We start from the raw sequence: 13,973 nt of genomic DNA, 5'->3' as shown, positions 1-13,973 counted from the left end.
TTTGAATATATTTTGAGTAAAGGATGGTGGAATATAATGCAAAAAGTGATGCTATACCTCTGCTTCACATTATTTATCGTCTTATTATTATTTGTAGGAGTAAAAATTCAATTTTATTTAGATACAGATGCACAAGTGAACTTTAACGTTTATCCAAGATTATTCTACTTTACACTCTTCCCTCTTATAGTTGGCATTTTATTACGCTTCCTTCAATCTATTAATCGCGAAACGAGTAAACAAAACTGGAGCTTTCAACCAGATAAATTTATTGCTATTACAGTGCCTACACTATTCATTTCCTTTTCCCCAGCACTACTCTTTTCACCACTTGCCGAATACCTACCTTATTTAGTTAATATTATTCTAATAAATACAACTTTTGTTACGATTATTAGTTTAATAGCTGGTTATTCACTATTAGATTGTTTTATACAAAAGGACAATGCAACGATGAAAAAATATAATTGAATGCTCTATTTTCTTTTAATAAAGAAAGCTCAAAACTAAAGCTTTGAGCTTTTTTACTTATCTCACCTTTTCATCTACATACTCCATAAACTGCTCCGCTTTAATAAATCTTTCTTTGTACGCCTCAGGCACTTCTTCTACTGTTATCCCGCCACTCGATTTCGTTTTTACTAACACAGTTTGATGTGACATTAATGCCTCCATATATTGTTCATACTCTTCAGGAGTTAGTACTTCTTTACTAGATTTATGGCCATTTAATTTATCAAAATACGGATGAAGCTCCATTACTACCTTTTTCAATTCCTCTTTTTTAGCTGGTGATAATTGATCATAATCTATATTACCATTCGAATCCCCGTACGCAAGCTTTGCATTAGTTAATTTTTTCAGTTCTTTTGTAAACTCTTCATATTCCTTCGAACTCATTTCATCTTTCGCTTCTGATAATTTTGCATTAAAACGCATATACGTTTCTAATGTCATCGCTCCGGCGTGTTTTTTTAAATTCTCAAAAGATCCGTATATACCATCCGCCATAATAGATTGATATGCAAAACCGGTCGTAGGGATTAAAAATGCTGCTGCAAGCACTCCGGCGATAAGACGTTTCTTCACCTTACTTCCCCCGCGATTCATTTTGATTTGAACAATTACTTTTTCTTTTAACTCCGGCGGGGCAACAATCCCCTTCGCTTCTTCTCGTATAGATTCTCTAACTCTACAATCTAAACTCATTTCACATTCCCTACCTCTCCTAAAAAGATTTCTTCTACTTACTCTTTTTGACGTAGTTTCTTTAATGCCGCATGAATTCTAGACTTCACTGTACCAATTGGAATATGTAATATTTGTGCTACTTCTTCTTGTGAATATTCGTATAAGTATCTTAAGATAATAACTTGTTTCAATTTATACGGTAATTTATGAATGAGTTCGATTAGTTTTTGGTTTGATATTTTACTTACAACATCGTTAGAAAAATCAATTTGCACTGGCTTTCTTTGCTCTTCTGCTTTTTTCATAATTCGTAGTCGCATCCACCTCTTTCTTCTATAAGAATGAATTTGTTTAATCGCAAGCCCAATTAGCCAAGGGCGAAATGGCTTCTCGCTATCATATTTACGAAGCGATTCATATAGCTGTATGTATACTTCTTGAACGACATCATCTACATCCGTTTTATCTTCAATTAAAAAATGTGCTGTTTTATATACTTCTTGAATCGTTACATCATACAATTCGCTATACGCTTCTTTATTTCCTGATAAAGTTAATCGAATTAAATGTGCGTAATCTATTTCAGCCTTCATATTCCAGCCCTCCTTTGTCTTACACTATATATTGGCAAGTAATTCATATTTCGTTCGATTTTTCCGAAAAAATTTTTTATATAAATTAATATTATGATCCAATGAGTTCATAAGCTTCACTTATAACCACACATAACTATTATATAATTTTCCAATTTCTGATAAAGATTTAAAATGATTTATATAGTCAAATTTAGGAGGATATATGATGAAAGCTATCGTTGTAACGTCGTTCGGTGGTCCTGAAGTGATGAAATATACAGATTTGGATATACCGGCTATTTCAGAAGATCAAGTTTTAATTCGCGTTGTTGCTACTAGTGTAAATTTCGCTGATATTAAATCACGTTATGGCAAAAAAGGAAATAAAGCACTACCTTTTATTCCAGGTATAGATGCCACTGGTATTGTAGAACGCGTCGGTTCTCATGTGAAAAATATTCAACCTGGACAGCGTGTCATTGCTTTTCCTCAAAATGGATCTTACGCAGAGTACGTTGTTTCAAATGAAAATCTCACTTTCGTTTTACCCCATGAAGTCGACTTTCAAACCGCAGCTGCTTGTCCGATCGTATCTTTCACAAGCTATAATTTACTCGTGAATGTTGCAAGGCTTCAACAAAATGAATCCGTGCTGATTCATGCAGCTGCTGGCGGAATTGGTACTACCGCGATTCAACTTGCAAAACGATTAGGGGCTGGAACAGTTATCGGTACTGTCGGAAGTGAAACGAAAAAAGAAATCGCTTTAGATGCTGGAGCTGATTATGTTATTTGTCATCAAGATGAAGATTTTGTAGAGAAAGTCAATGAGCTGACAAACGGAGAAGGAGTGAATATAATTTTGGACTCTATTTCTGGAACTGTCTCTGAAAGAAGTTTAAACTGCCTAGCTTATTACGGTCGCCTCGTTCATTTCGGTAATGCAAGCGGTAAAATTGGCAATTTCAAAACGAAAGATTTACACGCAAGTTGCCGCTCTATACTAGGCTTTAGCTTTGGCACTACACGGAAAAAACGTCCTGAACTACTCCAAGAAACGGCAAATGAAGTTTTCCGTTATTTGCGTGACGGAAGTTTGCAAATGAAAGCTACAAAATCTTTTCCCCTTCAAGATGCAGGGAAAGCACATGAATGGGTCGAAAGTAGAAAAAGTACAGGGAAAGTAATACTAACTGTTCAGTCTTCTTCCTGAAATGAATACTTGAAACAGAGGTGGCATTCATGGGATCACGAATTATGCATGTTATTATCGCTAACGGTATTGCTGAGAAACTATGTATTCAAGATAAAACTTCTTTCTTACTTGGAGGGGTAGCCCCTGATACGGTTCATTCAGCAGAAGAAAAAGGTACTTCACACTTTTACGCTGGTACAACGAAGAACTATACGAGAAGAATAGATTATGATTCATTCTTTCATAAATACGAAGCACATATAGATTCCCCCTTTATTTTAGGCTATTATACCCACCTCATTGCCGATGATAATTGGCTAAGTGGCTTTTTTCTACCATGGCTAAAAAATAGAATAGAGAATGACGAAACCATCGCACCCCTGTACTATAACGATTTTAAACTGTTAAATGCAAAATTGCTTCATCATTACGATCAAGAACAACAGCTCTTCTCTCTTCTCAATCAAGAGGCTCACATTGTGGATATTGAAGAGGTTTCTAAAGAAAACGTTTTAGCTTTTCGAAAGTATCTTTTTGAAGATATGTTGTATCCTGAGCAACATTTGCATGAAGACTTACAGGTGTTTACGTTTAATCAAATTGTCGGTTACATTGAAACCGCTATTGAAAAAGGTGCATTTTTTATTAAACAACTCTCTCATGAAAAATCCACTTCAAAGATTTAATCCCCCTCAATATATTTGAGGGGGATTTTCACATAGCAATATTATTATTGGTTCTTCTCCATAACCGCAAAATAATTCCCTTCACTATCAGCAAAGTTAAACACTTTACCAGAAGGCATAGTTACCATTTCTCCAACAGTAACATTTTTATTTTTTAAACCTGCATATAATTGATCCAGATTTTCTGAGAAGAACATTAAGGACGGTGTACCAAGATTTAATTCTGGGCTCATTTTCGAAATAACTTCTTTATTATGTAATATAATGCTCGTTTCAGCACCATTAGTTGGAGCAATTTCAATCCATCTCATTCCTTGCTTGTTATCTTCCTCTGCAACTACATGAAACCCTACCTTTTCCGTCCAAAAATTTACTGCCTCATCTTGATTATTTACATATAACATAATTTGTCCTACTTTATGAATCATTTGTATTCCTCCTATTGTTTTTTTACATTCTATGTAGCTTTCTACAGCTGGTATCGTTATTCCTTTTGAGTTGGTATGTACTTCTTTGCAAAATTTATCGACTGACTCATCCCATCCAGTTCGTCAAAATAATTGTTTCTTTCAATCATGTTATATCCGTCGAATCCAATTTCATCTAATACTTTGAAGAATATATCGAAATCCACTTCACCATTTCCTACTGCTACTTCTATATACTTACTTGAACTATTACTTTTCACTTCTTTACAATCTTTAATATGAGTTTGTACTATATAATCTTTTAATAGTAATAAACCTTCTAACGGATTTTCATTTACATCACTTATTAAATTTGCTGGGTCAAAGTTAACAGCTAGTCCTTTCGAGTTTGCATTTTCTAAAAATCGTTTTAATACTATTGCTTTTTCAGATCCTGTCTCAATAGCAAAGACTCCCCCAAATTTGAATGCTAATTCTCCTATCTCATAACAAACCCGTATCATTTTATCATAGCACTCACTTTTTTCATCATCTGGAACTTTCCCAATATGAGCTGTTATGATCTTTGCTCCCAGCTCCAAACCTCTGTCAGTAATATATTTAATCTGATCTATTGCACTGTCAACTTCTGTTCCTGTAATTCCATTTTCTCCAAAACTAATTGCTAATGATGGAATCTTTATTCCATTAAAAGATAAGCTTTTCTTTAAAGCAGTCCATTCTACCACTGGAATATTAGCTAAGTTGAAGTTTTTATTCATAGCATATAATTGAATATATTCTAAATCCCATTCCCTTGCTTTTTGTATTCCTTCGTTTACTTCAATATGTTTCGTATTCAAAAACATTCCTAATTTCCTATCCATATATGAACCTTCTTTTTATCATTTCGCATCAGTTTAATATTCGACTTTTTTTATATTACTTCCTTGTACATATGTTGATTAAAAAAGTGATAATAGATACATTTCAATAATCATTAATAAAACTCCTTGTATTATTCAATTGCAAATAAAAAAGACGTAACTACAAATAGTTACGCCTTCTCCATCATTTATCTAGGCTTTTTCTTCCCAGTAAATGCTGGTTTCTTTTTCTTTGGTGCTGGTGGCTTCGATTCTACAAATGTTCCTTTGAACATTTCTTGCTTCGTAAATACGATGCCTAGTTTTTTCGCAAATTGTAGTAATTTGCGCTCTTCTTGTGGAGTTACAAGAGATACGACAGTTCCTTCTTTACCCATACGTCCAGTACGTCCTGAGCGGTGAATGTATTGGTCTACTGTGTCTGGTAATTCTAAGTGAATTACATGTGTTAAATCGTCAATATCGATTCCACGTGCTGCAATATCAGTAGCAAGTAGGATTTCTAATTTTCCACCGCGGAAAGCACGCATCGTTGCTTCACGCTCTTGTTTACTTGCTTCTGCATGAAGAGCCGCTGCTTTCATTTTACGGAATTTCAATTTCTGAGTAATTTCATCTAAACGGAATGGATCGTTTAAGAAAGCAACTGCTTTTACATCGCCCATATGCATAATTCTTCTTACGTAATCATTTTTTTCGCGTCGCTCACAAATGATATACGTATGCTCAACTAAGCTTTTTGATTCTGCACGTGTTACACGTACTAATTGTGGTTCAACTGCTAAATCACGTGCCGCATCTTCTGCCGCTTTTGTCATTGTCGCCGAGAAGAATACTAATTGACGATCGCGCATCGTTGATTTAATTACATCTTGCACTGCACCCATCATTTTTTGCTTTACAATTTGATCAAACTCATCAAATACAATTGTTTTTACTTCATGCATTTTTAGCTTTTTCATACGAATTAATTCTAAAATACGGCCTGGTGAACCGACAATTACTCTTGGGTGTTTCTTTAATTTTTCAACTTGGCGCTTAATATCTGCACCACCAATTAAAGATGCACCTGAAATTTCAGTTCCTGCTGTAAATTTTTGAACCTCTTCATGAATTTGCATTACAAGTTCACGCGTTGGAGCTAAAATAACAACTTGTGGCTGTTTTACTTCAGGATTAATTTTATGTAAAAGGGGTAATAAGTACGCTAATGTTTTTCCTGTTCCAGTTGGAGATTCAGCTATAACGTCTTGTCCTTCTAAAATAGTTGGAATCGCTTGTTTTTGAATTTCAGTTAATTCTTTAAAACCAGCCTTCTCCCAAGCTTCTTGTAAAAATGGTTGCATATCTTTTATCATTTGTTTTTCTCCTTTATCTCTATTTTTGAAGAAAATGCTGTATTGTTCGCACCGTTTCTATCATGTGTGAAATAACAGCTATTAAATCATCAACATGGTCTTCTGTAATCGCTTTTTGAAATAGAACCTCTACCTTATTATGATATGAAATCGCTTGCTTATTATATTCGTATGAAACTTTCTGCATAATCATTCTTTCTTTTCCCCATATAGAACGCATTAAAGTTTCAATTTCTTCGCATCCTACTTCTGGTTGTTCTAACGGGAATGAAAATGCTAGCTTCATTTCACAACCTGGTGTAAACTGAGGCACTTCTAGTATTTCACCAGACAAGTTCTTTGCATCCACAGATAATGAAAATGTTGCTTCTACTAATGGTTCGAACGGTTCTGTTAATTGAAATGAGATATGATATATACGACTTAATGAGGCAAGGTCCATCATATCTTTTCGATCTGTTACAAGAATATCTCCATGTAGATCAAAATCATACACAGCACCTTCTACGATTACTTTTAAATTGTCAAAAGCAGTTGGATCAAACATAATTTCCTCCAAAAAACAGGCGCCTTTCGATGGAAAGGCGCCACTTGATGTATATATAGTTTACAGATAAACGAGATGAATTACAACCTTTTAGAATAAACCTACTGCTTTTCCATCTTCATTTACATCCATTTGAAGTGCTGCTGGTTGTTTTGGAAGACCTGGCATTGTTAACATTGTACCTGTTAACGCAACGATAAAGCCTGCACCGATAGATGGTTTTAACTCACGAATTGTAACGATAAAGTCAGATGGACGACCTAATTTTGTTGCATCGTCAGAAAGAGAGTATTGTGTTTTCGCCATACAAACTGGTAGGTTACTCCAACCTTCTCCTTCATATTGAGCTAATTGCTTACGTGCTTTCGGAGCAAATTCAATATCTTTTGCGCCATACACTTTTTCAGCAAGGTCAACTCCGCCTTGGCCACCCTTCTCCCAAACTTCTGTTAAGGATACTGCATAGCCACGCTCATTACACCACTCTTGTAAGTATGTAACTTCTGCATCTGTATCTGTAATGAATTTATTAATTGCAATTACGAAAGGCACACCAAAGCTTTGAATTGTTTCAACATGCTTCTGTAAGTTTTCCATACCTTTTGCTAATGCATCTACATTTTCTTCTTTTAATTGATCTTTTGCTACGCCACCATGCATTTTAAGCGCACGAATCGTCGCAACAATAACAACTGCTTCTGGTTTAATGCCAGCTGCACGAGCTTTAATATCTAAAAACTTCTCAGCGCCTAAATCAGCACCAAATCCAGCTTCTGTAATAACATAATCACCTAATTTTGCTGCCATTGTCGTAGCGATAACACTGTTACAACCGTGAGCAATATTCGCAAATGGTCCGCCATGAATAATAGCTGGTGTATTTTCTAATGTTTGTACTAAGTTTGGTTTTAATGCGTCTTTTAATAATAGCGTTAACGCACCTTCTACACCTAAATCTTTAACCGTTACAGGTTGATTTGCAAAGTTATAAGCAACTACGATGCGAGATAGACGCGCTTTTAAGTCTTGAATATCTGTTGCAAGGCAGAATACGGCCATAATTTCAGATGCGACTGTAATGTCAAAACCGTCTTCACGTGGTACACCTTGTACAGGTCCACCAAGACCAATTACTACGTTACGAAGGGCACGATCATTTAAGTCAACACAGCGTTTCCAAACAATTTTACGCGTATCAATTCCAAGTGTGTTTCCTTGTTGGATATGATTATCAATAAACGCTGCTAATGCGTTATTGGCAGTTGTGATCGCATGGATATCTCCAGTAAAGTGAAGGTTAATGTCTTCCATTGGTACGACTTGTGAAAAACCGCCACCTGCTGCTCCACCCTTTAATCCCATCGTCGGTCCAAGAGATGGTTCACGAAGTGCAATTACTGTTTTCTTACCAATTTTGTTAAAAGCTTGACCTAAACCAACTGTTACTGTTGATTTACCTTCTCCAGCTGGAGTTGGGTTAATTGCTGTTACTAAAACAACTTTACCGTCTTTCTCATCTTGTAAGCGCTTAAAAATATCAAGAGATAACTTACCTTTATAATGCCCGTATGGCTCTAATTCATCTTCTAAAATATTTAAATCAGCTGCAATTTCTTGAATCTTCTTCATACTCGCTTCTTGTGCGATTTCAATATCGGATTTCACTGTTGTAGTAGTTGTCATATACCCTAGTCCCCCTTTAATTGGTTCTGATGATATTGTATCAGTTTTTTGTATTTTCTGCACTTATTTACCTCCTAAAAATTCTTTCATTTCTTTATACGTTTTTTAACATAAATACCCATAAGAATGTTAACGATTGTTGTAACTCTGTAGGTAGTTGACCTAACATCTTCTCATTTACTCCGCGCTTATATACGCCGATGCCATCTATAACTTTAAAACCTTGTTCTTTCGCTAACTGTTCAAATTCCCAAGGCATCATCGTATTACAAACAACGTCTTTTCCATACAAGCGAGGATAACTGTTCTCTCGTGGCTTTGCTGTCGGTCCTAAAATTGCAATACATGCATATCCATCTTTCTTTAACACACGCTTTATTTCATTTAACGCTCGTAATGGCTCTTCCGTCCATTCTAAAGAATTAATTGCCATAATTGATTCAAATTGCTCATTTTCAAATGGTAATGCAGAAAAATCTCCTTTTATAAAAGATAAATTTGGTCCTTCTCCGCGCTCCTTACCTTTTTGAATCATCACTTCCGATAAATCTACTCCCACTGCTTTATAGCCTGCGCTACTTAATTTATATGTACCGTACCCATCACCACAACCAACATCGAGCACTTGTGCTTCTTTCTTTACGTATTGTTCAAAAAACGGAATAATTGTGCTCCTACTCCCGCTATCCCACATTTCCTGACTATTTTTATTCCAAAACTCCGCACTACTATCCCATTTCTTCTCTGCTGATTCATGCCAATTAAATGTTGTCATACATTCCCCTACCTTCACGTATTATCATTCATTTCATTCTACATCATTTTCCAAAATTCCTGTTTTATCCCGCTTGCAGTAAGACACCTACCTCAGAATTCAATGGATGCGGACCAGTTAATGGAAGAGAACTGCTTATAAAAATCCAATTGTTGCTGGCTGATAATCAGTCGTGATGGAAAAAATCCCGCACTTTATCTTCAATAGGAAATGGATATGTTAACGATGGAATACGTATTCTCCAATTTTTGCTTTACTTGGGTTTAACTCATACTCATGTTCTTCTCTTTATGAAAGATACTATAGGTACACCCAATTGAAAGAGAGGGATGTACATGCGAAGAAAGAGAAATCATCATTTTAAAAGTGGTGAAAAAAACGAAGAGTATGCTGCTGAAATATCACCAGCTGGCATTCCAATTAGACATAAGCGTAAAGAAATTGCAAATGAGATAGAAGGTACAAATACCGGCGCAATGGTAGGCTATGTCGCTTTATTTCTTTCGTTATTCTCCATTGCTTTTTATCCAGTTACGCTCGGCTCCCTAGCAATTTTAGTTGGCCTATTAGCTGTCAATTTCGGAGCAAGAACACTTGGATATACAGCAATTGGTTTTGGTAGTTTTTCTGTTTTATTTACTTTACTTTATCCGCTTGCTTTGTCAGCGTTTTAAAAAAACACACCAAGTTATACTTGGTGTGTTTATTCATGATGCAACATAATATGACCGCATCCACAACAATGTTTCGCTGTAATTTCTTGAAACACTGGATAATTTTCTTCATCCCTATGCTCAATAAATACTTTTTCAAACCGATACATGTTTGGTGCATATGCCCAATCTTGTTTCGTACGTGCATATAATGTTGAGGAAAAAAACTCCTCACCACCGCAAACGATACATGTGTTCTTCATCGCTATCCCTCCTATGCTTGTCTTACTTCATCTATATGAACATAAGCATAAAAAAAAGACCTTCTATTACTAGAAAGTCTTCTCTGAAACAAAAAGAAATGTACCAAACATTCCTACTCCGCTATATTCTTTTGAAACACCAGCTTCTGTTTTAAATGTTTGCTTTACAGTCATAAAGAATACACCATTTCGTGCATCTGTACTCTCAAATTGTAGTTTTTCTTTTTTACCATCTACATTTTGCGTGCATTCAAAACTACTCTCATTACAATTCAACGCATACTTATCCTCTACATACACTTTAAAATCTGATTCTTTCGGACAAGTTATAAGTAATATTGCCACGAGAATAATACTTACAATACCCACAATTGTATAATATTTCTTCATTTGTACTCCTTTCAAATGACAAGAAAACTTGACTTCATGCGCCAAGTTTTCTTAGTCAACAACCCATTGCCACTCTTGTTCTTTCTTATCAAAAATGAGCCAACCTGTTTCTGTTGCTTCCTCTTTCAATTCATCGATATTATCTAGCACCTCATCCGTACTTTCATACGAACCAACTACATATACCGGAATTTCAAGACCTCTTCTTGACTCAATCTTCCCTGCTAGATCTATGTAAAGACCATCTTCCATTAGTGGAATAAGTCCCATAATCAATTCTTTTGAAATTGCTGGGAAAATTTTTGATTTTTGGAAGAAAGAAAAACGTTTCTTACCGAAAGCACCGAGTTTATACGGAATGACTTTACTTAACATTCCTACAAAATCGGCAATTCTACGATAATACACTTTGTTGTACCATCCGTCATCATGTGAAAAATAAACAAATCTATTTTTCAGTAACGGAAAGAATGTTCTTGCAAGTGGTTCTTTTTTGTGAGCCAAATATAATAATTCTGCAATTTCTTTCGGCTCTAATTCATCTAAATCGCTTGCATCATCAAAATCTACCCAACAAAATTCATCAAATTCATCAATCTCTGCTTGAATTAACTTATGTATATTTTCTTCCTCAACATATTCAAATAAAGTATGATAATGAAAATCCGTCCATTCAAAGTTGTGCTTCAAAAGCAACACTTGATGAAGCGGTGAAGGGATGTTACTCGCAAACTCTTTAAACGTAATTCCTGATGTAATAAAACAATGACCTCGACGATTACCATTAATATATATCATATTCTTTACTTGGTCAGATCCTCCAGACAAAGCACCTAGCCACCTTCGTTTTATATGTTTCAATTCTATAGCATATTTTAACATGAAAAATTTTAGAAACATAGAAAAAACTTCAAAAACTATTTACAATTTCATGTGTTTTATTACATAGTGATTACAAGAAAAAACGCCTGCTCATAAGCAGGCGTTTTTAAAGGATTTCATCAGGGTTTTGAGGATGATGATTTCCCTCTTTCTTTTCTTCTTTTTGGAACATCGATTGAATTTTATCAATTGTTTGTGGAGCTAATTCAATCATTTTTTCTGCTAAATGTGTCGCATTTTGTAAATGAAGAATATTTACTCCATCTTTATTCACCACAAGAAATGCTACTGGTGTAATCGAAACACCACCCGCGCTACCGCCACCAAATGCAGGGTTACCGTTCGCTCTTTGTCCATCATTCGTTTGGAAATCAGAACCTCCTGCTCCAAAACCGAACGCTACTTTAGAAACCGTTAACACCACACCACCGTCAGCCGTTTGAACAGGCTCTCCAACAATCGTATTTACATCAACCATTTCTTTTAAATTTTCCATTGCTGCTTTCATTAACCCTTGAATTGGATGATCCACCGTTCATAACCTCCTTTGTCATATCTTTCCTAGTTTTTCCGAAAGTTTGTGAACTAAACATAAAATTTTATATTGATTTCAAAAAACTTAAGTTGTAATATTTAGAAAAATAAAAAAAGAGGTCGATTCTTTATGATGCGAAAATTAACAAAGAAAGATCATGAACAAGTATTCGCTTACCTAAAAGAAGAAGCAGCCATTAACTTGTTTATTATTGGAGATATTGAAGCTTTCGGTTATGACACAGATTTCCAAGAATTATGGGGAGTATTTAAAGAGAATGGGACATTAAAATCAATTCTACTCCGATTCCACGATTCATTTATACCATATAGTAAAGAAGACTTTGTTACCCTTGATTATGAGGCACTTCTTTCCGCATATAAACCGCTTAAACTCTCTGGCAAGTCAACTATTGTAGAAAGGTTTGAAACTTCTCCAAGTCTACAATTAGGCGCCAAAAATGAAATGTATTTTTGCGAATGTCTAAATGACAACAACTTACCTAGCACGCCTATCCAAGAAACAATTAAACTTGCCACACTAGATGATGTAGAGCGAATTATGCAATTGCGAGGTAACATTGCTGAATTTCCAGTTGCTAATGAATCAGAGAAAATATTAAGACAAGCTCTCAAAACAAATACAGGACGCACATATTATATTGAAAAAGACGGTGCTATTATTGCATCCGCCTCTACTTCCGCTGAAAATTCATTATCCGCTATGGTAGTTGGCGTATGTACACATCCGAATTATCGCGGAAGCGGATACGCTTCGCTCATATTACAAAAAATGATTCAAGACTTTACGAATGAAGGCCGAACGCTTTGTTTGTTTTATAACAATCCAGCTGCTGGACGTATTTATAAACGACTAGGGTTTAAAGACATTGGGATGTGGACGATGTATCGATAATAATGCATAATACACGCAGGAGAGGCTGCCTATTATAAGTAGCCTCTTCTTAACTAATATCTATTCACATGTACTCCGCTTGCCGTTACTATATGATATACTACGTATTTACTTGTTAACGCTTGTTAATTTCTATAACATAAAAAAACAATTTAAATCTTTTATCTTTTCAACTAAACCAATTAGGAACGCTTTATCGTTATTCTCTTTTCTTATTTAGATATATTTTTCGACTTGCTACTGAAATTTTCTAATAAATAGGAAATTCCAATACCTACTCCACCAATAATTAGAGCAACAATAGCTGTTAAAACCTTTTTCCCCATTGGCTGTGGAAAGAAGAAGGAAGAAAAAATAGCACTGCGGTAAAAGTACACATTAAAATATGCCCTTGTTTAAACATGCTTGATTGCTCCTTTTTTCTTTTTCAGATAAAACTATAAGCATAACGTTAAAAGAGGCAACCAGTAGGTCACCTCCCAAGTAAAACGATTAATAATACATGTTACATATTTTCAGCTGTTATTCCATACAATCTATCTCTATTTTGCCCTCTTCTTTTTTCGATTTTTAAATATAATCTCTAACGCTACTACTGTGGTGAATCCTACAGTTAGTTGTAAACCTGTAAACAGCAGTTTATCATTTAAAGGAATACCAGGTGCACTCCACAGCAGCACTGGAGGAACAAGTATGCCAATGATTACTATAGTTCTCATTATCTTTCCCATTTTGTTTCCCCTATCGTATTTTTAAAATCAATATGTATTTTTCAATATTTTTACAATTCTACTAATCTCTCACGTAAAATTAATTCACTCTCATTCAAATACCCTCTATGTATTTCCTCTACAATCTTATCATGATTAAAGCATAACACTTTTTCATCGCCTAAATAACCAACCGGATAAAGAACCCCTACGTAATCAAAATCAAGTTTATCTGCTGAAATGACCATTCTTCCAATAATCATAACAGGTTGGTTTAGATCTTTTAGCTTCACAACTGAACCAATCGGGAAAAGCTCCATC

General features: G+C 35.1%; 19 protein-coding genes and 1 pseudogene. 5 read left to right on the top strand and 15 right to left on the bottom strand.

All coding sequences use genetic code 11. The features are described 5' to 3' along the window. Positions 1-36: 36 nt before the first annotated feature. Positions 37-471 (top strand): hypothetical protein, encoded by a 435-nt coding sequence (locus tag CQ064_RS11685; RefSeq protein ID WP_001174535.1) that lies wholly within the window; start codon positions 37-39, stop codon positions 469-471. 57 nt (positions 472-528) lie between these two features. Here the strand turns inward: CQ064_RS11685 and CQ064_RS11680 are convergent, their stop codons facing one another. Beyond that, the gene (locus CQ064_RS11680; RefSeq protein ID WP_000050703.1) at positions 529-1,209 is read right to left on the bottom strand and encodes a DUF3600 domain-containing protein; all 681 of its coding nucleotides are present in this window, start codon (positions 1,207-1,209) and stop codon (positions 529-531) included. A 38-nt stretch (positions 1,210-1,247) separates the two neighbouring features. Continuing rightward, positions 1,248-1,784, bottom strand: a complete 537-nt coding sequence (locus CQ064_RS11675; protein WP_000642663.1) for a sigma-70 family RNA polymerase sigma factor — start codon at positions 1,782-1,784, stop codon at positions 1,248-1,250. 208 nt (positions 1,785-1,992) lie between these two features. Between CQ064_RS11675 and CQ064_RS11670 the strand changes: the two genes are divergently transcribed. Next, on the top strand, positions 1,993-2,979 hold the full coding sequence (locus tag CQ064_RS11670; protein ID WP_000644636.1) for a quinone oxidoreductase family protein: 987 nt from the start codon (positions 1,993-1,995) through the stop codon (positions 2,977-2,979). 29 nt (positions 2,980-3,008) lie between these two features. Further along, on the top strand, positions 3,009-3,647 hold the full coding sequence (locus CQ064_RS11665) for a hypothetical protein (protein ID WP_000535616.1): 639 nt from the start codon (positions 3,009-3,011) through the stop codon (positions 3,645-3,647). Between the two features lie 44 nt (positions 3,648-3,691). Here CQ064_RS11665 and CQ064_RS11660 read toward each other — a convergent pair whose 3' ends face one another. The 6 genes from CQ064_RS11660 to CQ064_RS11635 all read right to left on the bottom strand — a co-directional run bounded on the left by CQ064_RS11660 (position 3,692) and on the right by CQ064_RS11635 (position 9,304). Continuing rightward, a complete protein-coding gene (locus CQ064_RS11660) occupies positions 3,692-4,075 on the bottom strand; it encodes a VOC family protein (protein WP_000581475.1) in 384 nt (127 codons plus the stop codon). A gap of 56 nt (positions 4,076-4,131) precedes the next feature. Then, entirely contained in the window at positions 4,132-4,941 is an 810-nt protein-coding gene (locus tag CQ064_RS11655; protein WP_000375200.1) for a sugar phosphate isomerase/epimerase family protein, read from the bottom strand. Positions 4,942-5,129: 188 nt separating this feature from the next. After that, the gene (locus CQ064_RS11650; protein ID WP_000588597.1) at positions 5,130-6,299 is read right to left on the bottom strand and encodes a DEAD/DEAH box helicase; all 1,170 of its coding nucleotides are present in this window, start codon (positions 6,297-6,299) and stop codon (positions 5,130-5,132) included. 19 nt (positions 6,300-6,318) lie between these two features. After that, entirely contained in the window at positions 6,319-6,846 is a 528-nt protein-coding gene (locus CQ064_RS11645) for a hypothetical protein (RefSeq protein WP_000460216.1), read from the bottom strand. A gap of 90 nt (positions 6,847-6,936) precedes the next feature. After that, complete coding sequence (locus CQ064_RS11640; protein WP_033795633.1) at positions 6,937-8,529, bottom strand: formate--tetrahydrofolate ligase; 1,593 nt, start codon at positions 8,527-8,529, stop codon at positions 6,937-6,939. A 94-nt stretch (positions 8,530-8,623) separates the two neighbouring features. Further along, complete coding sequence (locus CQ064_RS11635) at positions 8,624-9,304, bottom strand: class I SAM-dependent methyltransferase (RefSeq protein ID WP_000206576.1); 681 nt, start codon at positions 9,302-9,304, stop codon at positions 8,624-8,626. A gap of 335 nt (positions 9,305-9,639) precedes the next feature. Here CQ064_RS11635 and CQ064_RS11630 point away from each other — a divergent pair, with 335 nt between their 5' ends. Next, positions 9,640-9,978: a hypothetical protein gene (locus CQ064_RS11630; RefSeq protein WP_001253201.1), complete on the top strand. Its 339-nt coding sequence runs from the start codon at positions 9,640-9,642 to the stop codon at positions 9,976-9,978. A gap of 29 nt (positions 9,979-10,007) precedes the next feature. Here the strand turns inward: CQ064_RS11630 and CQ064_RS11625 are convergent, their stop codons facing one another. The 4 genes from CQ064_RS11625 to ytfJ form a co-directional block, all read right to left on the bottom strand. Then, entirely contained in the window at positions 10,008-10,220 is a 213-nt protein-coding gene (locus tag CQ064_RS11625; RefSeq protein ID WP_000798746.1) for a hypothetical protein, read from the bottom strand. Between the two features lie 69 nt (positions 10,221-10,289). Beyond that, positions 10,290-10,610 carry a hypothetical protein gene (locus tag CQ064_RS11620; protein WP_000761184.1) on the bottom strand — a complete coding sequence of 107 codons (321 nt, stop codon included), beginning with the start codon at positions 10,608-10,610 and terminating at the stop codon, positions 10,290-10,292. A gap of 51 nt (positions 10,611-10,661) precedes the next feature. Then, positions 10,662-11,438, bottom strand: a complete 777-nt coding sequence (locus CQ064_RS11615) for an oxalate:formate antiporter (protein WP_000014087.1) — start codon at positions 11,436-11,438, stop codon at positions 10,662-10,664. 160 nt (positions 11,439-11,598) lie between these two features. Continuing rightward, positions 11,599-12,024 carry a GerW family sporulation protein gene (gene ytfJ / locus CQ064_RS11610; protein ID WP_000349991.1) on the bottom strand — a complete coding sequence of 142 codons (426 nt, stop codon included), beginning with the start codon at positions 12,022-12,024 and terminating at the stop codon, positions 11,599-11,601. A 132-nt stretch (positions 12,025-12,156) separates the two neighbouring features. Here ytfJ and CQ064_RS11605 point away from each other — a divergent pair, with 132 nt between their 5' ends. Beyond that, positions 12,157-12,942, top strand: a complete 786-nt coding sequence (locus CQ064_RS11605) for a GNAT family N-acetyltransferase (protein WP_000984746.1) — start codon at positions 12,157-12,159, stop codon at positions 12,940-12,942. A 212-nt stretch (positions 12,943-13,154) separates the two neighbouring features. On the opposite strand, the pseudogene CQ064_RS34300 reads toward CQ064_RS11605, so the two are convergent. From CQ064_RS34300 to CQ064_RS11595, 3 genes and pseudogenes are all read right to left on the bottom strand, one after another. Continuing rightward, positions 13,155-13,345 (bottom strand): annotated as a pseudogene (locus tag CQ064_RS34300) (hypothetical protein). Positions 13,346-13,484: 139 nt separating this feature from the next. Next, complete coding sequence (locus CQ064_RS11600; RefSeq protein WP_000516417.1) at positions 13,485-13,673, bottom strand: hypothetical protein; 189 nt, start codon at positions 13,671-13,673, stop codon at positions 13,485-13,487. A gap of 50 nt (positions 13,674-13,723) precedes the next feature. Continuing rightward, entirely contained in the window at positions 13,724-13,972 is a 249-nt protein-coding gene (locus CQ064_RS11595; RefSeq protein ID WP_000418713.1) for a DUF4176 domain-containing protein, read from the bottom strand. Position 13,973: the final 1 nt, after the last annotated feature.

The sequence above is a fragment of the Bacillus sp. MYb78 genome, from assembly GCF_002975115.1.
In the GTDB taxonomy this organism is placed as follows: domain Bacteria; phylum Bacillota; class Bacilli; order Bacillales; family Bacillaceae_G; genus Bacillus_A; species Bacillus_A cereus.
Note: the sequence above shows the minus strand (reverse complement) of the source record. Positions and strands in the feature narration are given on the sequence as shown.

What these genes read in the sequence shown, in the direction of transcription:
- CQ064_RS11685 (WP_001174535.1), top strand. Translation starts at nt 37, where the DNA reads ATGCAAAAAGTGATGCTATACCTCTGCTTCACATTATTTATCGTCTTA.
- CQ064_RS11680 (WP_000050703.1), bottom strand. Translation starts at nt 1,209, where the DNA reads ATGAGTTTAGATTGTAGAGTTAGAGAATCTATACGAGAAGAAGCGAAG.
- CQ064_RS11675 (WP_000642663.1), bottom strand. Translation starts at nt 1,784, where the DNA reads ATGAAGGCTGAAATAGATTACGCACATTTAATTCGATTAACTTTATCA.
- CQ064_RS11670 (WP_000644636.1), top strand. Translation starts at nt 1,993, where the DNA reads ATGAAAGCTATCGTTGTAACGTCGTTCGGTGGTCCTGAAGTGATGAAA.
- CQ064_RS11665 (WP_000535616.1), top strand. Translation starts at nt 3,009, where the DNA reads ATGGGATCACGAATTATGCATGTTATTATCGCTAACGGTATTGCTGAG.
- CQ064_RS11660 (WP_000581475.1), bottom strand. Translation starts at nt 4,075, where the DNA reads ATGATTCATAAAGTAGGACAAATTATGTTATATGTAAATAATCAAGAT.
- CQ064_RS11655 (WP_000375200.1), bottom strand. Translation starts at nt 4,941, where the DNA reads ATGGATAGGAAATTAGGAATGTTTTTGAATACGAAACATATTGAAGTA.
- CQ064_RS11650 (WP_000588597.1), bottom strand. Translation starts at nt 6,299, where the DNA reads ATGATAAAAGATATGCAACCATTTTTACAAGAAGCTTGGGAGAAGGCT.
- CQ064_RS11645 (WP_000460216.1), bottom strand. Translation starts at nt 6,846, where the DNA reads ATGTTTGATCCAACTGCTTTTGACAATTTAAAAGTAATCGTAGAAGGT.
- CQ064_RS11640 (WP_033795633.1), bottom strand. Translation starts at nt 8,529, where the DNA reads ATGACAACTACTACAACAGTGAAATCCGATATTGAAATCGCACAAGAA.
- CQ064_RS11635 (WP_000206576.1), bottom strand. Translation starts at nt 9,304, where the DNA reads ATGACAACATTTAATTGGCATGAATCAGCAGAGAAGAAATGGGATAGT.
- CQ064_RS11630 (WP_001253201.1), top strand. Translation starts at nt 9,640, where the DNA reads ATGCGAAGAAAGAGAAATCATCATTTTAAAAGTGGTGAAAAAAACGAA.
- CQ064_RS11625 (WP_000798746.1), bottom strand. Translation starts at nt 10,220, where the DNA reads ATGAAGAACACATGTATCGTTTGCGGTGGTGAGGAGTTTTTTTCCTCA.
- CQ064_RS11620 (WP_000761184.1), bottom strand. Translation starts at nt 10,610, where the DNA reads ATGAAGAAATATTATACAATTGTGGGTATTGTAAGTATTATTCTCGTG.
- CQ064_RS11605 (WP_000984746.1), top strand. Translation starts at nt 12,157, where the DNA reads ATGATGCGAAAATTAACAAAGAAAGATCATGAACAAGTATTCGCTTAC.
- CQ064_RS11600 (WP_000516417.1), bottom strand. Translation starts at nt 13,673, where the DNA reads ATGGGAAAGATAATGAGAACTATAGTAATCATTGGCATACTTGTTCCT.
- CQ064_RS11595 (WP_000418713.1), bottom strand. Translation starts at nt 13,972, where the DNA reads ATGGAGCTTTTCCCGATTGGTTCAGTTGTGAAGCTAAAAGATCTAAAC.